Raw genomic sequence first — 20,956 nt, forward strand, 5'->3', positions numbered from 1 at the left:
CCTCTCGCACGAGAGACTTGCCGTGGACGACCTCACGAGCAGAGCACTGTCCTTCGATCGCCGAGCCCATCGCCGTTGCCTTGGCGATCCCGACATCGAGCCGGCTCTCGACGAGCCCGAATCCGATCGCGGTGCCACGGTCATCGACGAAGCGCCGTTGCCGTCCGTGCCCGGCCGCATCGGTGACGACGGCGGGCCCGTTGGACCCGGGGGCGCTCGCGGCGACGGCAACCTCATGCATGCGCGTCTCCAGCGCGCCGGCATCGTCAATGTCGAGCAGCGGATCTACGGCGACGAGGGATGTCGGGCACCGGATCGTCCGAGCGACATCGCGCGGGTTCCGGCGATCGACGGCTCGGTCGTCCGCAGGCTCCCGCGTTGGGGCGGCGGTCCCGGTACATTACTGACCGGCGGCATCGTGTGCGCTTGCTGCCCATTCCGGGGCGGCCCAGACGCATGACGATATTCGACGTATTGATCGCGGGCGCCGGGCCCGCCGGATGTGCGACGGCTTTGTCGTTCGCGAGCTTCGCGCCGCAATTGCGTATCGGGCTCATCGATGCCGCGCGCCCGGGCGAATCGCGCCTGGGCGAAGTAGCGCCTCCATACATCCAGCCTCTGCTCGCCCACCTCGGCTTATGGGATGAATTTGCCGCTGCCGGACATCGCGCATCGTATCGAACAGTGTCGGCATGGGGGCAGCCGGGCTTGACCAGCAACGAATTCCTCTTTCATGCCCATCAGGTCGGCTGGCGCCTCGAGCGTGGCGACTTCGATTGCATGCTTCGCAGAGCGGCGTCCGCACGGGTCGCATCCGCGATCAATGCGAAGGTGACGAGGATCGCGCGTCCGTTGACCGAATGGCAGGTGTTTCTCTCCGACGGCACGACACTGGCCGCACGCTATGTTGTGGACGCCACGGGAACGGCGGCGGCCTTGGCGCGTCGCTGCGGCCTGCGCGCCATCGCGAGCGACCGGTTGGTCGGTTGCAGCCTTCGCACCGGCTCGCTCAGCGATGGCAGCGAAGGCCTGATGATCGAAGCCGTCGAGCACGGCTGGTGGTACAGCGCCGCCACCCCCGGCGCACGCGTGGTCGCCTTTATGACTGACGCCGATCGGCTGCGCCCGCTCGGGCTGTTGTCCGCCGCGAGTTTCCGCCGTCTTGCCGAGAACACGCGATACATACGGCAGGTCGCAGACCTTGATCACCTCCACGGCCGCCCCATGACCTGCCCCGCGAGTTCGCGGTTCATCGAGACAACGCCGGCCGTGCCGCTCCTGTGTGTGGGCGACGCGGCCATTCGCTACGATCCGCTGTCCGGCCAGGGCATCGCCAAGGCATTGCAAAGCGGGATTTTCGCCGCTTATGCGATCGCCGATTCGCTATTGCGCGGGGACGCGCGTGGGCTGTCGCGTTATCGATTGATGCTGCAGCGTGATTTCGGGAGCTATCGCCAATCGCTGCACGAGTACTACGCCACGGAACGTCGCTGGCCGAATGAACCGTTCTGGCAACGCCGTCACCAGGATCTTCCGCGCCGCTAGTCGGCAGTCGACATGCCGCCGATCAGCGGCGAGGCGTGCTTGAGTTCCTGCCATTCCACACGTTCCAGCGGACAGTCTCTTCAGCAGCCCTGCACCTGACGTGCGTTACGGTCTAGTTCGTCACGCGCGTCTCGGTGGCGCCGCCACGCGGTTTCTGAGCAAGCTTCGGCGTGAGGCGCCCCCTTTGTTCACAAGCAGTCCGGAATCGGCGAGCGAGACACGATGCGCCGCTCAGCGGCGTTTCGGCGGATCGCCGTAAAAATGCTCGATCAATTCCTGCATCAAATAGCGCTGATGCGGCGACAGCGCCTCGATTTTCGACGCGAGTTCGATCGTCTCCGGCATCGGCGCGTATTTCTCGTTGCGCCGCAGCGGTTGCGACGTCTTGCTGCCGGGCGCGCCGGGCGGCGGGCCGTAATGGAGCCAATGCAGGTCGACGCGCAGCCAGTCGGCGAGCGTGCGCAACTTGTCCGGCGTCGGGATCGTGCGGCCCGTCAGCCATTTGTGCGCGGTCTGCGGCGAAATCGGCTGCGCGCCGTGATGCCGCAGGTTGAAGTGCAGCGCGAGGGCGGTCGCACCGGGGATTTTCTCCGGATTGCGCTTCAAGGCGAATTTGAGGCGTTCTGCGAACGCCGCTTTTTCTTCGAGCGTCGGCATGGCCGCATTGTGCGGCTGCACATCCTCGAGGCGGACAACCAAATAGGATATAAATAACCTATATAAGGTATATTTGGCTTGGTGCTGAAAGGTTGTCCAGGTGATTTTTGGTCGCCAGATTGCCTGTTTGAATGGTGTTTATTTTCTGTTTAGCGCGTGCCGTGTTTTCGATTGTCAGGTTTTAATTAACTTATATGAGATAATCGATGTGCCGCTTAGGCATTCGCGCAAACCGGCATCTCGTTTTATACCGTGCCATTTTTCTACGGTATTTCGCGATCGCGTCGCGTGTATTGATCGCTGTCGGCGCGGCTTTTGCACGTTCCGATGCAGATTCGGGATCGGGATCGAATTGCGGATCTTGCCATAATTGCCACCTTCGAAGGGGCCACGCAACAATGTGGCGAGCGTCTGTGGCAGCGGATTGCTTGCGTTGCTTCGTTGCCGGGCGGCGGGGCGTTTGCGATGCGCGTACATGCGGCCGACGCGCCGCCGTGGAGCAACCGGCCTGCGCCAAGAACGGCCCGCGCAAGGGCGGCGTGATCGTCGCGCACCGTCGCGCACCTCGATGCCCGTCCGTCGAACGGCTGCCGAATCGGCCGATCGCGACGCAACGCATGCCCGGTGCGCGTTCCCGCAACACGCACGCACGGCGCCACTCGCGCCACTCGCGCAACGTCGCTCACGTCATCTCGCCGACGCACGCGTCGAACGCCGCGATCAGCCGATCGACGTCGTCCTTCGTCGTTTCCCGGCACACCAGCATCATGTTGTGGAACGGCGTGATCAGCACGCCGCGGTTCAGCAGATACAGATGCACGATGTGCTCGAGTTCGCTGTCGAGCTGCATCCCGGCGTCCGTGCCGCTGCGCGGCGGCGTCGGCGCGAACTGGAATTCGGTGCGCGCGCCGATCCGCGTCACGCACCATGGCAGCCCGCGTCGCGTGATCACGTGTTCGAGGCCGGCCGCGAGCCGCTCGGCGAGATCGAACATGTGCGCGTATGCGGCGTCCGTCATCACGTCGGCGAGCGTCGCGCGGATCGCGCGCATCGCGAGCATGTTCGCGGTCAGCGTCGTGCCGATCCCGGAGTGGCCGGGCGGCGCGCTCGCCTTCGCGTGCTGCGCGCGCTCGGCGAACCGCGCGCTGAAGCCGTACACCGCGCACGGCACGCCGCCGCCGATCGGCTTGCCGACGACGAGCAGATCCGGCTCGAGCCCATGCGCGACCGCGTAGCCGCCGGGGCCGCTGCTGATCGTATGGGTTTCGTCGATCGCGAGCAGCGTGCCGTGGCGGCGCGTCAGCGCGCGCGCTTCGCGCCAGAAGCCGGGGTCGGGCAGCACCATGCCGATGTTGGTCAGCGCCGGCTCGGCGAGCACGCACGCGACGTCGCCGCTCTCCAGCGCGGCTTCGAGCGCGGCGAGATCGTTGAATTCGACGACGCGTGTGTACGCGAGCAGATCGTGCGCCTGGCCGAGCAGGCTGTCGCGCTGCACCGGCTTGCCGTCGACGAGATCGACGAACACGTCGTCGACGGTGCCGTGATAGCAGCCGTTGAAGACGACGATGTGCTTGCGGCCCGTCGCCGCGCGCGCCCAGCGCAGCACGAAGCGGTTCGCGTCGCTCGCGCTCAGCGCGAACTGCCAGTACGGCAGCCGGAAGCGGCGCGCGAGTTCCGCGCCGACCCACGCGGCATCCTCGCTCGGCAGCATCGTCGTGTAGCCGCGCGTTGCCTGCTCGGCGAGCGCGCGCGCGACGGGCTCGGGCGCGTGGCCGAACATCGCGCCCGTGTCGCCGAGGCAGAAGTCGACGTAGCGATGACCGTCGATGTCGGTGAAATGCGCGCCGCGCGCGTGATCGACAGACAGCGGGAATGGCGTCGACCAGTCGCGCATCCAGTGCAGCGGCACGCCGAACAGCAGGTGTTGCGCCGCTTCGGCGGAGCGTGCGCGCGATTTCGGCATCGCCCGTTCGAAAGCGTCGCGTTCGCGTGCGAGGAGCGCGCGGGCGCGCGCCAGGTTGACTCCGTGGCGGATCTCCAAGTTTGGCTCCTTGTGCGGGGTGAAACGGAATCGCGAAACGTTGGTGAAAGCTTCGCATATTCGTTCGGGTTGGTCGATCCGGGCGGGATGGGTTGGGGCGGGCGGGGGGTGGCGAAGGTTGGCGTTCGGGCGGATGCGCCGCGAGAGGCGGGAAGCGGCGGGAAGTGCCAAGACGTGCCGGGCAATGGCGGCGAGCGGTGGAGAGCGGTGATTGCGGGTCGTCGATAAGTCCGCCGAGCGTCGCGCGACGCGGGGGCGGTGCCAGGTCGCGCGGGCGCGTCTATGGTAATCAGCTACGGCGAAAGTTTGTGCAATCGATGAGATCGGATTGATCACGAGCAGCACGGTCGATGCGGCCGAATACGGTGTTTCCAGCGCCAGCAGGTACGCGACGCCGAGCGCGAGCGCGGCCGCGACGTTCGAGCGTGCGATATAGGCGCTGCGCTGATGAACAGGTCGATGCGGCCGCTGCGCAGCGCGTCGTCGTCGACATCGTCTTCCTCGGGCGTGAAGCGCAGCATCGCGCGCGGCATCCCGCGCGCCATCTCCTCGAGCAGCCGGCCGCCGTGCATGCCGACGAAGATGTCGTTCGCGCGCACGTTGAACTGCTTGTCGAGCGTGCGCAAATCGACATCGGCGCTCGGCGCGAGCAGTTGCGACGCGCGCTCGACCGTCTCGCGCACGACGCCCCGCAGCGCGAGCGCGCGCGGCGTCGGTACCATCTTGCGGCCGGCCTGGACGAAGATCGGGTCGCCGACGGTTTCGCGAATGCGCGCGAGGGTGCGGCTCTTCGCGGGCGGACTGAGATTCATGCGGCGTGCGGCGCCGGCGACGCTGCCTTCTTCGAGCAGCGCGTCGAGCGCAATCAGCAGATTCAGGTCAGGTGCCATCGGCTCCTCCGTGTCGTAGCGTGCGTGCCACGCAATGGTATTGCGGGAGCCGATTGTCTGGCGATCCGCGTAATTGCATATCACGCATGCAACGCGTGTGCGCGACGGCATTGACGATCCGGCTTCGCGGCCGCGCGATGCTTGTCGCAGGAACGCTGCGTGCTGCGTGCTGCGTGCGGCGTGCGGCGTGCGGCGGCGCGCCGTCTGTCAGCCGCCGAGCGCTTCGAGATTCAGCGTGTACGAATGGCCGATCCAGACCGCAGCGTCGCGATGATCGCGCAGTTCGTCGCCCGTGTTCGGATGCAGGAAGACATCGAGCGCGTCGTGATGGAGCACGAGCCACGGAACCACTTCGGCGAATTGCGCCGGTTCGAACGCGATCTGATACGACCACGCCGGATGCGGCCCGACCAGGCGCTCGTGAAAGCGGCCGAGCTGCACGGTCGCGCCGAAGCGCCGTTCGATGATCTCGCGAAACGCCCACGCCGCGTCGCGGCTCGCTGCGTCGAAATACACATGGGCATGCCAGCCGGTGATGGCGGCTACATTGGATGAAGTCATGGCGGTTCTCGGAATGTCTGCGCGTGCATGGCGGTGTCGGGCGGTTGCACGCGGCGTTGTCGATGGCGGCGCGTCATCGGGCGCCGGTTCGAGAGGATCGTAACGCGACACGGGCTAGCGCGCTCGCCGACGGGCAACGTCTTCGTTGCCGATCGATGTGCGACGGGCGTCGCGCGTCGCGCTGGTCGTCGTGCCGGAAAGCGCGGCGATGGGCGAAGCCGAAGGGCGCGCGCCATGGATTCCGGGTTGCCCGCGCTCGCGATGGACGACGCAGCGGGCATCGCCCGAACGCGTCGACTGTCGCGAGCGGCGCTGCCTGTCGTCGGCCGCACGCCGCACGACAACACGCCACGCACCGCGAAACGCGAAACGCGCGACACGTCGACCGACGCGTCGCAAAGCGCGATGAAAACGCCGGCCCAAACCGTAAAAATTACGCCCAAAACAAAAGGCGCCCCGGACGGAATCCGGGGCGCCCTCGTCGACGACGGCGGACGCTGCCGCGTCCGCATCGCCTGCGGCCGTCAGGCAGTCGCGGCCGGCTTCACCGACTTCTGCAGCTTGCCCTTGCCCGCGCGCTGGATCTCTTCGAGCTTGATCTCGACGTGGCGCGAGAACACGTACTCGGCCGGACGCTGCTTGTCGATCGAGATGTCCGGCGCGAACTTGCCTTCCGTCTTGATGCCGCTCATCGACACCTTCAGCGCCTTCAGCGGATGCGCGATGGTGTCCATCACGGCCGTCGCCTCGAAGCCGCAGTGGACCATGCAGTCCGCGCACTTCTCGTAGTTGCCGACGCCGTAGTTGTCCCACTCGGTCGTCTCCATCAGCTCCTTGAAGGTCTTCACGTAGCCTTCGCCAACCAGGTAGCACGGCTTCTGCCAGCCGAACACCGTGCGCGCCGGGTTGCCCCACGGCGTGCACTTGTAGGTCTGGTTGCCGGCGAGGAAGTCGAGGAACAGCGACGACTGGCTGAACGACCAGCGCTTGCCGCCTTCGCCGCGTTTCAGGATCTCGCGGAACAGGTTCTTCGTCTTGTCGCGGTTCAGGAAGTGCTGCTGGTCCGGCGCGCGCTCGTACGCGTAGCCCGGCGACACCGTGATGCCGTCGACGCCGATCGGCTTGAGCGTATCGAAGAACTTCGCGACGCGCTCGGGGATCGCATCGTTGAACAGCGTGCAGTTGATGTTCACGCGGAAGCCGCGGCGCTTCGCTTCCTTGATCGCCGCGACGGCCTTCTCGTAGACGCCTTCCTGCGACACCGAGTGATCGTGCATCTGCTCGTCGCCGTCGAGGTGGACCGACCAGACGAAGTACGGGCTCGGCTGGTAGTCGTCCATCTTCTTTTCCATCAGGAGCGCGTTCGTGCACAGGTACACGAACTTCTTGCGCTTCATGATGCCCTTGACGATTTCCGGCATGTCCTTGTGCAGCAGCGGCTCGCCGCCCGCGATCGACACGACGGGCGCGCCGCACTCGTCCACGGCCTGCAGGCATTCTTCGATCGACAGCCGCTGGTTCAGGATCGGATCGGGGTAATCGATCTTGCCGCAGCCGTTGCACGCGAGGTTGCAGCGGAACAGCGGCTCGAGCATCAGCGCGAGCGGATAGCGTTTGTTGCCGGACAGATGTTGGCGCACGATGTACGCGCCGACGCGGGCTTGCTGGAGCAGCGGAATAGACAAGAGATGTCCTCCTTAAACTTCGCGGGCGACAGCTTGCGTGAGCTTCGCCGGCAACTTGAATTCGACTTTTTCCTCGCGGCCGGACATCGTCGCGACCTCGACCGGACCGAGCGCGCGCAGTGCGGCGATCACGTCCTCGACCATTTCTTCGGGCGCCGACGCGCCGGCCGTGAGACCGACTGTGCGTGCGTCGGCGAACCAATCGGCGCGGATTTCCGAGCCGTCCGCGACGAGATAGCTCGGCACGCCGCTTTCGGTGCCGATCTCGCGCAGCCGGTTCGAGTTCGAGCTGTTCGTCGCGCCGACGACGAGCAGCACATCGACCTGTTCGCTCAGCTCGCGCACGGCTGCCTGGCGGTTCTGCGTCGCGTAGCAGATGTCGCGCGTGTCCGGGCCGATGATGTCGTTGAACCGGCGTTGCAGCGCCTCGATGATGCCGCGCGTGTCGTCGACCGACAGCGTCGTCTGCGTGACGTACGCGATGGGCGTATCGGCGGGCAGCGTCAGCGTGTCGGCCTCGGCTTCACTCTGGACGAGGATCACCTCGCCCGGAATCTGGCCGATCGTGCCTTCGACTTCCGGGTGGCCGGCGTGACCGATCAGGATCAGCCGGCGGCCGGCCGCGACGTACTGGCGCCCCTGCACGTGCACTTTCGTGACGAGCGGGCAGGTCGCGTCGAGGACGTCGAGGCCCCGGGCCTCGGCATCCTTTTCGACCGTCTGGGCGACGCCGTGCGCACTGAAGATCGCGACGGCGCCGTGCGGCACTTCGTCGAGTTCCTCAACGAATCGCGCCCCTTTATTTCTCAGGTTTTCAACGACGTGCCGATTATGAACGATCTCGTGACGTACATAGACCGGCGCGCCGTGCTGTTGCAGCGCGCGATCGACGATCTCGATCGCGCGGACAACTCCCGCACAAAAGCCGCGAGGCTGGGCAAGGATGACTCGCATATTTGGGCGAACTCCGACGACTGACGCGGGTTGCGAGCGGCCGGCAGGCCGGGCCGATCGCCCCAACTTGGATGTTATGAATGCAGGAACGGGCCCGGCACCCCGAAGTAATCGCGCATTTTAACCCTATCGGCTTTTGCGTGCTTTACCGTTCCTGACGTTGTGGCAATTGGAGCAACCCCGGGGGTCCGGCGCTTGCGCGCGCGTCAAACCCAGTAAACTAGGCGGTTTTCACCGATCCTTTCGGTTCGCTGACGCCGGAAGGCACTTAAAGGGCTGATTTGCATGGAAGTCGATCGTAACGAAACGGGCGCGGCGGCGCGCCGGGCCGCCTGCGCGGGCCGCGCGCCGGGCCGCCGCGGCGCACGGGCGGAGGGCCGCGCATGACGCTGATCGTCGTGTTTCTGCTGTCGTGCCTGTCGCTCGTGATCTGGCTCGTGCTGCTGTTCGCGCGCGGCGGCTTCTGGCGCGCGCGCCCCGCGCGGCGCCTGCCGCCCGACGCGCGCGGCGCGGCCACCGACGCCGGCTGGCCCGCGATTGCGGCCGTCGTGCCCGCCCGCAACGAGGCCGACGTGATCGGCGAGGCCGTCAAATCGCTCGTCGAGCAGGACTACGCGGGCCCGTTCCGTCTGATCGTCGTCGACGACCACAGCACCGACGGCACCGCCGACGCAGCACGCGCGGCCGCGGCGGCCGCCGGCCGCGCCGACCGGCTGACCGTGCTGAGCGCCGAGGCGCTGCCTGCCGGCTGGTCGGGCAAGGTGTGGGCGCAGTCGCAGGGGATCGCCGCGGTGCGCTCGCTCGGGCTGCCCGCCGACTATCTGCTGCTGACGGATGCCGACATCGGCCATCCGCCGGACGCGGTCGCGCAGCTCGTCACACGCGCGCAGGCCGAGAAGCGCGATCTCGTGTCGCTGATGGTGCGGCTGCGGTGCGATTCGTTCTGGGAAAAGGCGCTGATCCCGGCGTTCGTGTTCTTCTTCGCGAAGCTCTACCCGTTCTCGTGGGTCAACGATCCGCGCAACAAGACGGCGGGCGCGGCGGGCGGCTGCATGCTGGTGCGGCGCGACGCGCTTGAGGAGGCGGGCGGCATCGAATCGATCCGCGGCGCGCTGATCGACGATTGCAGCCTCGCCGCGCAGATCAAGCATCGCGGCGCCGGGCATCATCCGATCCGGCTCGACCTGGCCGAGCGTAGCGTGTCGTTGCGCCCGTACGACAGCTGGCGCGACATCTGGAACATGATCGCGCGGACCGCGTTCACGCAGCTCCGCTACTCGCCGGTGCTGCTGCTGGGCACGCTCGTCGGAATGACGATCATCTATCTGGTGCCGCCCGTCGCCGCGCTCGCGTATGGCGCGCGCGCGTGGCCGGCGTGGCTCGCGTGGGCGTCGATGTGCACCGCGTACGCGCCGATGCTGAGCTATTACCGCCGCTCGCCGTGGTGGGCGCCCGCGCTGCCGCTCGTCGCGCTGTTCTATGTCGGCGCGACGGTCGCGTCGGCGATGCGCTACTGGCGCGGCAAGGGCGGGCAGTGGAAGGCGCGCGTGCAGGCGCCGGTGCAGGACCGTTGACGCGTCGTGACGGCGGCGCGGCCGCCGATAGCGGTTCGGCGCGCCGGCAACGAGACGGCGCGCCGCCGCCGCCTCACTTCTGCGTGAGCAGCATGTATAGCTGGATCACGATGTCCGGCGAGAACGTGAACGGCACCCAGCCGTAGCCGCTGTGCCGCGCGACGAGCAGGCGGTCGCCGTTCATCTGCTTCTGCACAGCCATCAGCGGATTGCGCGTCGACACGAAGCGCCAGCCGGTCGGCAGACCGGTCGGCTGCTCGATCGTCATCGACGCACGCGCGTGCGCCAATTCCTCGATCAGTTGACTGAGCTGCTGCGGCGGCAGCGACACCGAGCGTTCGCCGAGCGCGAGCGTGATCTCGTCCTGCGACGGCCGTGCGACGTGCAGCGACGGCTGGCTCGGCTGGCCGTTCGCCGCTTGCATCGTCGCGACCGGCGCAGCGGCAACGACGACCGCGCGGTTCTGCTCGGTCTGCGACGCGAGCGATTCGGCCGTCGCCTTGTAGCTCGCGGCGCGCGCGGCAGCGGCTTCCGCAGCCGAGCGTTCGGTCATGGCCTGCGTGAACAGCGACTCCGCCGCCTCCTTGTCGGCCGCCGCCTGGACGGCGGCCTGCTCGGCAGCCGTGCGGTCCGCCGCGGCTTGTGCGGCGAGCGACTCGGCCGCGGCCTTGTCGCTGGCAGTCTGCGCGGCCGCGGCCGCGGCGTCGGCGGTTGCGCGGTCCGTCGCGGCTTGTTCGGTCGCGTGCGCGTCGGCGGCTGCGCGCTCGGCGCTCGCCTGCGCGGCGAGCAATTCCGCTGCCGCCCGGTCGGCCGCTGCCTGGGCGGCGGCCTGCTCGGCAGCAGCGCGGTCCGCGGCCGCTTGGGCGGCGAGCGCTTCGGCCTTCGCCTTGTCGTCGGCGGCCTGCGCAGCTGCCTGTTCGGCCGAGGTGCGATCGGCTGCGTCCCGCTCGGCGATGCTCGCATCCGCCGTCACGTGCGCGGTCGCCGCTTGGGCGGCAAGCGATTCGGCTGCGGTCTTGTCGGCTGCTGCCTGAGCGGCGGCTTGTTCGGCCGCTGCGCGATCCGCCGTCGCTTGGGCGGCGAGCGATTCGGCCGTGGCCTTGTCGGTCGCGGCCTGGCGTGCGGTGTGTTCGGCTGCGGCCCGGTCGGCGGCCGCTTGCGTGACCGCGTGCTCGGCGGTCGCGCGCTCCGATGCTGCCTGCGCGACGAGCGATTCGGCGGAGCTCCTGTCGGCGGCGGCTTGAGCCGCCGCGTGTTCCGCGGCTGCGCGAGCGGCGGCCGCCTGCGCAGCAAGCGCTTCGGCGGCGGCCTTGTCGGTCGCGGCCTGTTCCGCAGCCGCGCGTTCGGTTGCGGCGAGCGACTCGGCGGCCGATTTGTCCGCCGCCGCTTGCGCCGCGGCGTGCTCGGCAGTGGCGCGATCCGCTGCCGCCCGGGTGGCGAGCACTTCGGCTGCGGCCTTGTCGGTGACCGCCTGCGCAGCGGCGGCTTCGGCCGCGGCCCGGACGGCGGCAGCCTGCGTCGCGAGCGACTCGGCGGCGTTCTTGTCGGCGGCCGCCTGAGCGGCGAGGGCTTCGAGCGTCGACCGTTCGACGGACCTCTCGGCGGCTTCCGCGTGCTTCGTGGCGGCTTCTTCGGCGGCGGCCCGCGCGGCGGCCTTGTCTGCGGCGGCAGTGGCGGCGGCTTCCTGGGCTGCGCTCGCCACCGCACACACCGTATGGATGAGCTGATCGACGCGGCTGTCGAGCGTATCGATCTGATCGTTCAAGTTCATGCGTGCATTCTCTAGTAAGACCCGCGATTTTACCCGCAGGCCCTGCGTAGGTTCGAGCGTTGCATGTAACAAAATGCTGGTAACGCCATGGCGATGGCTATTGCGACGGTTGCCGGGCGTGTTGGTTTGCGTCGTTGGAGGCGGTTCGGCACTATTCGAGACAGCATCGGGCAAGATGTCGATGGATGGCGGCATGAAGGTCATGCGCCCATGCTTCGCCGCGTTTGGCGATCATCCGATTGCCGATTCTGTCTGTCGGCATGTGGCGGCGCGCTTCACGTCGGCTGCGATCGGACGGCGCCGGCAGACACTGCCGGCGACGGGCTGGCGATGTTCGTCGCCGTATCGGCCGGGATATGCACAAGTGGCGACATGAATGCCGATGCAGGTGAGGCTGCGCTGTGTTTGGCGATCTCGAATCGCGTGTAATTCTCTTCTCGTCGGCCGCACGAAGTTGCCGGCATGGCTTCCGCAGCCGGATGCTCCGGTCGGCGCCGTTGACAACGTGGCGGCTTCGATCGCCTCCGTATTGCGTGAGACGCGGGCGGATGGCCGTGCGAAGAGCCGATACGCGCATGGCCGCATGCCGCTCGTTGCATGCCGTATACCGCGCGACGCGCTTTCGATCGCCGATTCCCGCGTCGGCGATTGGGCGCCGGGCTTCGCGCTTTCCGCAAGGAGGAGGCGATGCGCCGATATCCTGCCGCGAGCCACGAAAGAACCGGAATGTCGCAAGGGCCGTGAGAAGCGCGTGCCAAATCGCCGCTTGGCCGCGCCGCCCGTTCGATTCTGAAGCGCGTTTTCAAAGCGTTTTCAAAGCGCCTCCGAATCGCCTCCGAAGCACCCCGAAGCACCCGAAGCACCCGAAGCGCCTCCGAATCGCCTCCGAGGCGCCCACGAATCGCCGCGGCGATCCGCCCACGCTCGCGCGCCGCTCAGCGCAAGTAGCCCGCCTGCCGGAACCAGTCGAGTGCGTCGCGGATGCCTTCGCGATACGGCCGCGCGCGATAGCCGAGCTCGCATTCCGCCTTCGCCGACGTGAAATACATCTTGTTCTTCGACATCCTGAGCGCGTCGACCGTCACGAACGGCTCGCGCTTCGTCACCTTCGCGACCGCCTCCGCGCCGAGCGCGATCGGATACAGCGGCCAGCGCGGCAGCGCGAGCGTCGGCGCCTTGCGGCCCGTCAATTGCGCGATGTCGGCGAGCATCGTCTGCAGCGGCAGGTTCTCGCCGCCGAGGATGTAGCGTTCGCCGATCCGCCCGCGCTCGAGCGCGAGCAGGTGGCCGAGCGCGACGTCGTCGACGTGCACGAGGTTCAGCCCCGTGTCGACGAACGCCGGCATCTTGCCGAGCGCGGCTTCGACGATGATCCGGCCGGTCGGCGTCGGCTTCACGTCGCGCGGGCCGATCGGCGTCGACGGATTGACGATCACCGCCGGCAGCTTGTCGTCGGCGATCATCCGCTCGACCGCGCGCTCCGCGAGCACCTTGCTGCGCTTGTATACGCCGATTGCCTGCTCGGCCGCGAGCGGCGACGATTCGTCGGCCGATGCGCCCGACGGCGTCACCTTCAGCGTTGCGACGCTGCTCGTGTAGACGATCCGCTCGACGCCCTCGGCGAGCGCCGCGCGCATCGTCGCGACCGCGCCTTCGAGATTCGCGCGCTCGATCTCGAGCGGGTCGGGCGCCCACAGCCGGTAATCGGCCGCGACGTGCAGCAGGTAGCGCACGCCGCGCAGGGCGGCGCGCATCGACGCCTCGTCGCGCATGTCGCCCGTCGCGATCTCGGCGTCGAGATCCGCGACGTTCGTGCGCGGGCTCGTCGGCCGCACGAGCACGCGCACCCGATAGCCTTGCTGCCGCGCGGCGCGCGCGACGGCAGAGCCGACAAAACCGGAAGCGCCGGTCACCAGAACGAGATCGCGTTGTGTGTCAGTCATAGTCCTCATGGCCGCGCGGTCGTGCGGCGCGGCTTGTTGTGCGTCGTGCGAGATTGTACGTGGTCGCCTCGCATGGGCGGCGCGCTGTGCGTCGAGCGCCGTTCACGGCGCGCGACTACAATGCCGGGCTTGATCGATTGGATGACACGGGGGATGCGATGAACGGCGACGATCTGGACGAACGGATCGAAACCTATTACGTGCGGGTGCGCGGCGTGGTGCAGGGCGTGGGCTTCCGGCACGCGACCGTGCGCGAGGCGCATGCGCTTCGTCTGCGCGGCTGGGTTGCGAATCTCGACGACGGCTCGGTCGAGGCGATGCTGCAAGGCACGGCGCCGCAGATCGACCGGATGCTCGCGTGGCTGCGGCACGGGCCGCCCGCCGCGCACGTGACCGAGGTGACGTTCGAGGAGCGCCGGACCGACAAGCGCTTCGAGCGCTTCCAGCAGCATTGACCGCCGCGTTCGAGTATTCGCGGGCGGGGCGGGGGATCGCGCTGTCGGTGGCGGCGTCGGCGCGCATCGATCGCGCGACACGCATGTGAATCCCGCTCATCGCCACAGCGGGCACGCCGCATGCCCATCCGCATTCGCGACGAGCGATCCGTCTTGTAATCTGTCTAAAGATTTCGTTTCATTTTGTTACTTAGGGCATACCCTTAGCGGCGATTAGAATTTTTGAACGAATTCTTGCGCCTACGGGCCCGCCCATGAACGGTCATGTTTTCACGTCGCAGGGGCGCTGCTCCTTTACGGCGGCGCATCGCCGGACAATCCCCCGGTACTCGCTTCCGATCGCGGCCGAACGGCTCGCGAGCCTGATTGTTCCGCTCCCCGCCGCCAGCGCCGCGCTCGCCACACGCATTGGCCCGGCCGTGCGATGAGTTTTCCCGCCATGTCTGCCCAAGCGGCCGCCGGACGCTCGATCGAGGTCGACTTCTTTCGCGGCCTCGTGTTGCTGACGATCGTCGTCGATCACATCGGCGCGAGCGTGCTGTCGCGCGTGACGCTGCACGCGTTCGCGCTGTGCGACGCGGCCGAGGTGTTCGTGTTCCTCGGCGGCTTCGCGACCGCGAGCGCGTATCTCGCCGTTAGCGCGCGGCACGGCGCGGGCGCCGCGCGGCGGCGTTTCGTGCGGCGCGCCGCGCAGATCTATCGCGCGTTTCTCGCGACGTCGACGCTGATGCTCGTCGTGTCGGCCGTGCTCGACCATTACGGGATCGACGCGCCGAACATGGCGCTCGACGACATCAGCGTGCTGCTCGCGTCGCCGCTCGCGGGGCTTATCGAACTGCTGACGTTCAAGCGCCAGCCGTATCTCGCGTCGGTGTTGCCGATGTACGTGCTGTTCGCGCTCGCAACGCCCGTCGTCGTGCCGCTCGCGCGGGCGAAGCCATGGTGGCTGCTGTTCGGCAGTGTGCTGCTGTGGAGTTGCGCGGGCTGGCTCGCGGCCGAGCTCCTCGACACCGATTCGTTCCGTTGGAATTTCAATCCGTTCGCGTGGCAGCTGATGTTCGTGCTCGGCGTGCTCGTGCGCTGCTGGCCGCTGCATCGCGATGTCGCGGCGGGGCCGGGTGGCGCCGCGATCACCGCAGTCGCGCTCACGGTCGTACTCGCGTGCGCGTACTACAAGCTGTTTTCCGGATTGCCGCTGCCGGAAGGCGAGCTCAAGCGCAATCTCGCGTGGCCGCGCGTGATGAACTTCATCGCATTCGCGTGGCTGATGGCCGAACTCGTTCGCTACGGCTGGATCGCGCGGATCGCGCGCGCGGCGTGGCCTGTCGTGGCGGTCGGGCGGCGCGGGATGCTGTGCTTCGTCGTCGGCGCGGCAATATCGCTGACGCTCGATTCGGTGCTGCACGGGATGAACGGCAACGCGCGGATGCTGCAGGTCGGAGTCGGTCTTGCCGCGGATGCGTGCGCGCTCGCGCTGATGCTGACCGTCGCGAGCTCGGGACAATTGTTCCAGCGCATTCGCAGGAGCGTGGCCGCGTAACGCAAGCAGGTGGTGCGCACTGCCAATCTTTTTCACGTGCGCTTGCCGTTCGCGTCGTCGTATGCGCCGCACGTATCGCTCATTGCGCGATGAGCATCGGCGGTACCGCCGCGACGTCCTGCCGGTCGTCGAGCCGCCACGGCCCGCCGCGCGCCGCCGCGCGCGTCCGTTCGGCGCTTGAGCGCGTGTCGCCACGCTTCACGCATATCGCATCGAAATCCTCGCGTCGCATCGGCCGGGGCGACGCGAGCCGGGCAGCGCCGCGTTGCGTGCTGGGGATTCGGCATCGGCTGAGCGCTGTTCGGCGCGCGGCCGCTCGCTCGTGCAGGTCGCCTCGCCTTTAACCGCGCCGTCATGGGCAGTTCGTATACTCGGTCCCCGCCGCGTTGCCTTGCAACGGACGAAATCGATCGAGGAAAAATCGTGCGGACAACGAAATCAATCAGAATCTTCGCGGCACGTCTGCTGCCCGTCGTCGCGTTGACGCTCACGCTCGCGAGCTGCGGCGGGGACGATCTGACGCCGGCTGCGCAGCGCTGGGCAATGCCCGCGAACGAGATGCCGCTCGGTCCGCAAGGCCTTGCGCAGGGCGTGTCGTCGCAGTCCGTCGCGACGGGCGTCACTTATTACCAGATCAAGCGCGGCGCACCGAGCGCGGCCGACTTCTGGACTGTCAACATCGGCTTCTATGCGACGCAGGCCGCGACGCAAACCGATGCGGCGAATCTCGCCGCCGCCGGCTTCACGGCGCGCGTCGACGCGTCGGCGGGCACCGACCTGCAGGGCAACGTGCTCGGCTACTGGCTGTCGGTCGGCCGCTACGCGGCGCAGGCCGACGCGACGGCGGCGGCCGTGCAGATCGCGCAGGCGACGCGAAATCGCTACAAGCCCGGCACGCGGCATACGTCGCTCGCCGGCAATCCGACAACGGGACCGTGGATCGTCAACGTGCTCGCGATCGACCCGTCGCGGGCCGGCGCGGCGCTGTCGGTCGCGCTGCCGGGCGGCAACGATCTCGGCGCGGGCGGCGAGACGGTATCGGCGGCGCAGGCGCGCGTCAACGCGCTCGCCGGCATCAACGGCGGCTTCTTCACGAACATCAATCCGTTCGGCGCGCCGCTGCCGCCGCGATCGCCCGTCGGCGCGACGGTCGTCGACGGACGCCTTGCCGCCGCGGCGATCGGCAAGCGTCCCGGCCTGCTGCTCGCGCGCGACGCGAACGGCCGCCAGCGCGCGACGATCGTGCGCAACCTCGCGACGACGATCACGCTGACCGACGCGCAGGGCAGCGCGATCGCGGTCCAGACGCTGAACCGGCCGATCCTCGGCACGGTCGTCAATTGCGGCGTGCAGGCGCAGACGCCGACGCGCGAGCCGGCGCAGGACACGGTCTGCACGAACTACGACGACCTCGTGATGTACGACGCACTGTATCTGCGCGGCGGCGCGTCGAACACGCTCGTCGACGCCGGCTATCGGGGGGCGCGCTACGAGCTGGTGGTCGATGCGAACGGCGCGGTGGTGTCGGGCCACGCGACGCTCGGCGCGGCGCCGCCGCCGAACGGCTACGTGCTGCAGGGGCTCGGCGCGAGCGCCGCGTGGCTGCAGGCGCACGCGACGCCGGGCACGCGCCTCGCCGTATCGCAACGGCTGTCGGCGAACGGCGCGAACCTGGCGTTCGCATCGGGCACGTCGCTCGTCGAGGCGGGGCCGACGCTATCGGTGCCGAATCTCGCGCAGAGCGCCGCGCAGGAGGGATTCGCGCCGACGGTGGGCGGCGTCGACGCAGGCGAAGGCGGCACCGCGAACGGCAACTGGTACAACGGCTGGTACGTTGCGCGCAACGGGCGCACGGCGGTCGGTGTCGCGGCCGACGGCACGATCCTGCTCGTCGAGATCGACGGCCGGCAGCCGGCGCTGAGCCTCGGCACGAGCATTCCGGAGACGGCGGCGGTGATGGCGTGGCTGGGCGCGACGTCCGCCGTCAATCTCGACGGCGGCGGCTCGAGCAACATGGTGATTGGCGGAAAGACGGTCGGACATCCGTCCGACACGACGGGCGAGCGAGGCGTCGGCGACACACTGATGCTGTTGCCGAGCTGACGAAGAAGCCGTGCGCAAGCGGCGCGCGCGGCGTGGCGGCATCAATGGCGCAGATCTGTCCTCGTTTGCTTCGCGCTCGCCGCGTCGTCCTGCGTCGCGGCGTCCGCGTCGGGGGGATCGTCGTCGCGCTCGGTCAGAAGCGCATCCACGTCGGTTGCCGCGGCCGCCGCGCGCAGCGCCGTGCAGCGTTGCGCGTGGCGGATGTCCGACAGCATCCGCCAAAGCCTCGTTGACTTGTTTTTCATCGTTCTCTCCCTGCCGATGTCGCCCGTGCCGGCGAGTTGTTTCAGTGTAGGACGCTTATGGGCGAACCGTAGGGAGAATGTGGCGCGCAAGTCACACGTCGAGGGATTTCACTAGTGCGCGGCGACCGCCTGCGCGTTGCGGCGCTCCGCTTCGCAGCGAAGATGCTCGCGCGACAGCTTGTTCATCAGCGGCAACAGCAGCAGGCCGATCGCCATGCCGCCCGCCGCGAGCCAGCCGAGGCCCGTGAACAGCTCGATGTAGAGCGGCAGCGACGCGGTCGCGGGGAGATCGTGCGACGGCATCTGCGCGAAGTTCGCGATGACGCTGCCGAGATATTGCGATACGCCCGTCGCGACGAAGTACGCGCCCATCATGAAGCCGCCCATCCGGGCCGGCACGTAGCGCGCGATCATCGCGAGGCCGAGGCCGCTCACGAGCAGTTCGCCGAGCGAGTAGAAGCCGTAGCCCGCCACCATGAACCACGACGACACGCGGCCGTCGACCGCGAAGCGCCCGCTCATCGCGAACGCCAGGTAGCCGAGCGCGACGACGCCGAAGCCGAGCGCGTACTTCCCGGCGACGGGCAGATCGCGGCCGCGCTTCGCGAGACCGTTGTAGATCACGACGAGCACGGGGCTCAGCAGCATGATCCAGATCGGATTGAGCGCCTGGAATTGCGCGGCGCTCCACGTGAAGAGCGTCGTGCCGAACAGGATGAAGCGCGGATCGACGTTGCGCAGCGCGAACAGCGTGAGCGACGTCGACATCTGCACATAGAAGACGAAGAACAGGATCACCTGCGCGATCAGCAGCAGCGCGGCGATGAGGCCCGCGCGCTCGGAGCGGTTCGACTTCACGATCATGTACGCGAAGATCGCGAGAATCGCGAATGCGGCGGTCCACACGCTCGCGACCGCGAGCCGCTTGTGGCCCAGCACGTACATCGTGACGAGACCGAGCGCGACACTGCCCGCCGCGACGGCCGCGAGGCGTCGCCAGTGGACGGGCTCCGCGTCGGGCTGCGAGCCGATGTGCGCGAGCGTGCGATGCATCAGCACGAAGTTGAGGACGCCGAGCGCCATCCCGGCGCAGCAGACGGCGAACGCCGCGTGCCAGCCCCAGTGATCCTTGATCCACGGCGTCGCGAGCATCGACGCGGTGGAGCCGATGTTGACCGCCATGTAGTAGATCGTGAACGCGCTGTCGATTCGTGCGTTGTCGCCTTCATAAATGCGGCGCACGAGATTCGCGGCGTTCGACTTGAAGAGCCCGTTGCCGACGACGATCACGCCGAGCGACGCATACATGAACGCAAGATGATCGTTCGGAATCGCAAGCATCAGGTAGCCCGCGCACAGCACGATCGCGCCGGCGATCATCGAGCGGCGCGCGCCGAGCACCTTGTCGCCGATCCAGCCGCCGATCGACGGCGACGCATAGACGAGCGCGGTGAACGCGCCCCAGGTCAGGTTCGCATGGCCGTCGGTGAAGCCGAGCTTGTCGACCATGAAGAGGACGAGCAGGGCCGCCATCCCGTAGTAGCCGAAACGCTCCCACATTTCGATCAGAAAGACCGTGGTAAACGAGCGGGTCCGCGACACGCGAGTATTCATTGTGCACCTCCGGATTGAGCAGACGAAACGCCGCGCGCGACGACGCGACGGATAGCGGGCGAGACGCCGGCCGCGACGCGGCGGCGGGCCGGGCCCGGCGGATCGGCGCTGGCGCGAGGGCGGTGCAGTGCGGGTGGCGAGATGCGAAAACGTGCGCGCGCGGCGCGCGAGAAAGAGGAAAGGGAAGTCATGTCGATAGGCGGGCAAGCGCCCGGATCGGGGCGCACGACGAGGCGCCGCGCGCAGCGGATGGGCCGCGCGCCGTCGCCGGTGAAAAACGGGCGGTCCGCGAGATCGTCGCGGCTCGCGAGGCGGCCGCGATTCTCGCGGCCTGTCGGATCTTCGTCACTCAGGGTAATCCCCGAAAAAGAGGGCTGTCTTCTTTGCTGCTCATGGTCGTGGGCTGATTGAAAGCCGTCTGCCGTCATTTGCCGCAACACGCGCAAACCCGCGTGGAGCTTGCCTGTGAAGGCGGTGAGTCTGGCAAGATAGCGTGCCGTCTCGATCTCGGCGCCGCGGCTCGCGGCATCCGATTCGGGCTGGCAGCGCTATTCGAGACGACGAAGAGTAAGTCATATCTATCAAACTTCGTTATTTTCCATCAAACATTTTTTGACGATAAGATTTCGGCCTGCTATGGTTCCTTCCACTGAAAACACGCGGCCTGCCAATGCTGGCGTCGCGCTCGGTAGCAAGATTCGGGCGCTGCGGCAGAGGCTGAAGCGCACGCTCGACGAAACAGCGACTGCCGCGGGTATTTCCAAGCCGTTTTTGTCGCAGGTCGAACGCGGGCTCGCGTCGCCGTCCATCACGTCGCTGGCCGGCATCGCGCATGCGCTGGGCGTCACGGTGCAGTACTTCGTCGAGACGCCGAGCGAGGAGCGTTCGGTTTGCCGCGGCGATCAGCTGCGTTTCTTCAGCTTCGCCGATTCGGCGAACCTGTTCGCGCGGCTGACGAACGTGCCGGAAGGGCGCCAGCTCGAGGCGATTCTCGTGCGGATGCCGCCGGGGCAGAAGCGGTCCGAGGTCACGACGCATGCAGGCGAGGAATTCCTGTATGTGATCGAAGGTGAAGTGTCGTTGACGCTGGAGGGCAAGACGTTCGTCCTGTACGCCGGCGACAGCGCGCATTACCAGTCGACGGTCCCGCATAGCTGGGTCAACACCGCGAAGATCGAGTCGGTGGTGGTCTGGGTCGGGACGCCGAGGTTGTTCTAAGGCGGGGCATTCCTTCGTTTTCTCGAACGGGATGCCTGTCGAAAGCAACGTAAGGATGACTAACATGAAATACAGGCACCAGGGGCCCCCCGTTTCTTCGCAGCCTTAAGCGTTCTTCGCGCCGCGCCGCGCACGGCCTTGTACCGCGCGCCGCTTTCCC

Annotated in this window: 18 protein-coding genes and 1 pseudogene; 8 read left to right on the plus strand and 11 right to left on the minus strand. The window is 67.7% G+C overall.

Annotated features, from left to right (window positions below):
• Nucleotides 1-22: 22 nt before the first annotated feature.
• Both WS62_RS37555 and WS62_RS22485 read left to right on the plus strand, forming a co-directional pair.
• Nucleotides 23-460, plus strand: a complete 438-nt coding sequence (locus WS62_RS37555) for a hypothetical protein (protein ID WP_197422899.1) — start codon at nt 23-25, stop codon at nt 458-460.
• Nucleotides 457-1,545, plus strand: coding sequence for a tryptophan 7-halogenase (locus WS62_RS22485; protein ID WP_082721197.1), 1,089 nt, complete (start codon nt 457-459; stop codon nt 1,543-1,545). The genes WS62_RS37555 and WS62_RS22485 overlap by 4 nt, the downstream gene beginning before the upstream one ends.
• Before the next feature lie 231 nt (nt 1,546-1,776).
• On the opposite strand, the gene WS62_RS22490 is transcribed toward WS62_RS22485, so the two are convergent.
• The 6 genes and pseudogenes from WS62_RS22490 to ispH all read right to left on the minus strand — a co-directional run bounded on the left by WS62_RS22490 (nt 1,777) and on the right by ispH (nt 8,333).
• Nucleotides 1,777-2,202 (minus strand): transcriptional regulator, encoded by a 426-nt coding sequence (locus WS62_RS22490; protein ID WP_066575790.1) that lies wholly within the window; start codon nt 2,200-2,202, stop codon nt 1,777-1,779.
• A gap of 682 nt (nt 2,203-2,884) precedes the next feature.
• The gene (locus WS62_RS22495; RefSeq protein WP_066575458.1) at nt 2,885-4,243 is read right to left on the minus strand and encodes an aspartate aminotransferase family protein; all 1,359 of its coding nucleotides are present in this window, start codon (nt 4,241-4,243) and stop codon (nt 2,885-2,887) included.
• Between the two features lie 437 nt (nt 4,244-4,680).
• Nucleotides 4,681-5,133 (minus strand): annotated as a pseudogene (locus tag WS62_RS22500) (LysR family transcriptional regulator); the annotation flags it as partial.
• 207 nt (nt 5,134-5,340) lie between these two features.
• A complete protein-coding gene (locus WS62_RS22505) occupies nt 5,341-5,694 on the minus strand; it encodes a DOPA 4,5-dioxygenase family protein (protein WP_066575461.1) in 354 nt (117 codons plus the stop codon).
• Nucleotides 5,695-6,218: 524 nt separating this feature from the next.
• Complete coding sequence (hpnH, locus tag WS62_RS22515; RefSeq protein ID WP_059598135.1) at nt 6,219-7,379, minus strand: adenosyl-hopene transferase HpnH; 1,161 nt, start codon at nt 7,377-7,379, stop codon at nt 6,219-6,221.
• A gap of 12 nt (nt 7,380-7,391) precedes the next feature.
• Nucleotides 7,392-8,333 carry a 4-hydroxy-3-methylbut-2-enyl diphosphate reductase gene (ispH, locus tag WS62_RS22520; RefSeq protein ID WP_066575469.1) on the minus strand — a complete coding sequence of 314 codons (942 nt, stop codon included), beginning with the start codon at nt 8,331-8,333 and terminating at the stop codon, nt 7,392-7,394.
• A gap of 383 nt (nt 8,334-8,716) precedes the next feature.
• Between ispH and WS62_RS22525 the strand changes: the two genes are divergently transcribed.
• The gene (locus WS62_RS22525; RefSeq protein ID WP_066575472.1) at nt 8,717-9,907 is read left to right on the plus strand and encodes a glycosyltransferase; all 1,191 of its coding nucleotides are present in this window, start codon (nt 8,717-8,719) and stop codon (nt 9,905-9,907) included.
• A 73-nt stretch (nt 9,908-9,980) separates the two neighbouring features.
• Here WS62_RS22525 and WS62_RS22530 read toward each other — a convergent pair whose 3' ends face one another.
• Entirely contained in the window at nt 9,981-11,678 is a 1,698-nt protein-coding gene (locus tag WS62_RS22530) for a hypothetical protein (RefSeq protein WP_066575474.1), read from the minus strand.
• Between the two features lie 935 nt (nt 11,679-12,613).
• Nucleotides 12,614-13,621 carry a hopanoid-associated sugar epimerase gene (gene hpnA, locus WS62_RS22540; RefSeq protein WP_066575481.1) on the minus strand — a complete coding sequence of 336 codons (1,008 nt, stop codon included), beginning with the start codon at nt 13,619-13,621 and terminating at the stop codon, nt 12,614-12,616.
• A 158-nt stretch (nt 13,622-13,779) separates the two neighbouring features.
• Here hpnA and WS62_RS22545 point away from each other — a divergent pair, with 158 nt between their 5' ends.
• From WS62_RS22545 to WS62_RS22555, 3 genes are all read left to right on the plus strand, one after another.
• Nucleotides 13,780-14,076 (plus strand): acylphosphatase, encoded by a 297-nt coding sequence (locus WS62_RS22545; protein WP_059469796.1) that lies wholly within the window; start codon nt 13,780-13,782, stop codon nt 14,074-14,076.
• A 424-nt stretch (nt 14,077-14,500) separates the two neighbouring features.
• Nucleotides 14,501-15,616: an OpgC domain-containing protein gene (locus tag WS62_RS22550; RefSeq protein ID WP_066575483.1), complete on the plus strand. Its 1,116-nt coding sequence runs from the start codon at nt 14,501-14,503 to the stop codon at nt 15,614-15,616.
• A gap of 423 nt (nt 15,617-16,039) precedes the next feature.
• Nucleotides 16,040-17,719, plus strand: a complete 1,680-nt coding sequence (locus WS62_RS22555) for a phosphodiester glycosidase family protein (RefSeq protein WP_066575485.1) — start codon at nt 16,040-16,042, stop codon at nt 17,717-17,719.
• A gap of 41 nt (nt 17,720-17,760) precedes the next feature.
• On the opposite strand, the gene WS62_RS37560 is transcribed toward WS62_RS22555, so the two are convergent.
• The 3 genes from WS62_RS37560 to WS62_RS38390 form a co-directional block, all read right to left on the minus strand.
• Nucleotides 17,761-17,964, minus strand: coding sequence for a hypothetical protein (locus WS62_RS37560; RefSeq protein ID WP_066575487.1), 204 nt, complete (start codon nt 17,962-17,964; stop codon nt 17,761-17,763).
• A gap of 111 nt (nt 17,965-18,075) precedes the next feature.
• Nucleotides 18,076-19,578 carry a peptide MFS transporter gene (locus WS62_RS22565; RefSeq protein ID WP_066575489.1) on the minus strand — a complete coding sequence of 501 codons (1,503 nt, stop codon included), beginning with the start codon at nt 19,576-19,578 and terminating at the stop codon, nt 18,076-18,078.
• Nucleotides 19,575-20,006: a hypothetical protein gene (locus tag WS62_RS38390; protein WP_231748383.1), complete on the minus strand. Its 432-nt coding sequence runs from the start codon at nt 20,004-20,006 to the stop codon at nt 19,575-19,577. The genes WS62_RS22565 and WS62_RS38390 overlap by 4 nt, the downstream gene beginning before the upstream one ends.
• On the opposite strand from WS62_RS38390, the gene WS62_RS38890 reads away from it, so the two are divergent.
• Both WS62_RS38890 and WS62_RS22570 read left to right on the plus strand, forming a co-directional pair.
• Entirely contained in the window at nt 19,986-20,231 is a 246-nt protein-coding gene (locus WS62_RS38890) for a hypothetical protein (protein WP_082721199.1), read from the plus strand. The genes WS62_RS38390 and WS62_RS38890 overlap by 21 nt on opposite strands.
• The gene (locus WS62_RS22570; RefSeq protein ID WP_066493108.1) at nt 20,215-20,796 is read left to right on the plus strand and encodes a cupin domain-containing protein; all 582 of its coding nucleotides are present in this window, start codon (nt 20,215-20,217) and stop codon (nt 20,794-20,796) included. The genes WS62_RS38890 and WS62_RS22570 overlap by 17 nt, the downstream gene beginning before the upstream one ends.
• Nucleotides 20,797-20,956: the final 160 nt, after the last annotated feature.

It is taken from the genome of Burkholderia sp. ABCPW 14 (genome assembly GCF_001523835.1).
Taxonomy (GTDB): Bacteria; Pseudomonadota; Gammaproteobacteria; order Burkholderiales; family Burkholderiaceae; genus Burkholderia; species Burkholderia mayonis.

Excerpts from the sequence above, each read along its gene's own strand:
- WS62_RS22485 (WP_082721197.1), top strand. The coding sequence starts at position 457 with ATGACGATATTCGACGTATTGATCGCGGGCGCCGGGCCCGCCGGATGT.
- WS62_RS22490 (WP_066575790.1), bottom strand. The coding sequence starts at position 2,202 with ATGCCGACGCTCGAAGAAAAAGCGGCGTTCGCAGAACGCCTCAAATTC.
- WS62_RS22505 (WP_066575461.1), bottom strand. The coding sequence starts at position 5,694 with ATGACTTCATCCAATGTAGCCGCCATCACCGGCTGGCATGCCCATGTG.
- ispH (WP_066575469.1), bottom strand. The coding sequence starts at position 8,333 with ATGCGAGTCATCCTTGCCCAGCCTCGCGGCTTTTGTGCGGGAGTTGTC.
- WS62_RS22525 (WP_066575472.1), top strand. The coding sequence starts at position 8,717 with ATGACGCTGATCGTCGTGTTTCTGCTGTCGTGCCTGTCGCTCGTGATC.
- WS62_RS22530 (WP_066575474.1), bottom strand. The coding sequence starts at position 11,678 with ATGAACTTGAACGATCAGATCGATACGCTCGACAGCCGCGTCGATCAG.
- hpnA (WP_066575481.1), bottom strand. The coding sequence starts at position 13,621 with ATGACTGACACACAACGCGATCTCGTTCTGGTGACCGGCGCTTCCGGT.
- WS62_RS22545 (WP_059469796.1), top strand. The coding sequence starts at position 13,780 with ATGAACGGCGACGATCTGGACGAACGGATCGAAACCTATTACGTGCGG.
- WS62_RS22550 (WP_066575483.1), top strand. The coding sequence starts at position 14,501 with ATGAGTTTTCCCGCCATGTCTGCCCAAGCGGCCGCCGGACGCTCGATC.
- WS62_RS37560 (WP_066575487.1), bottom strand. The coding sequence starts at position 17,964 with ATGAAAAACAAGTCAACGAGGCTTTGGCGGATGCTGTCGGACATCCGC.
- WS62_RS22565 (WP_066575489.1), bottom strand. The coding sequence starts at position 19,578 with ATGAATACTCGCGTGTCGCGGACCCGCTCGTTTACCACGGTCTTTCTG.
- WS62_RS38390 (WP_231748383.1), bottom strand. The coding sequence starts at position 20,006 with ATGACGGCAGACGGCTTTCAATCAGCCCACGACCATGAGCAGCAAAGA.
- WS62_RS22570 (WP_066493108.1), top strand. The coding sequence starts at position 20,215 with ATGGTTCCTTCCACTGAAAACACGCGGCCTGCCAATGCTGGCGTCGCG.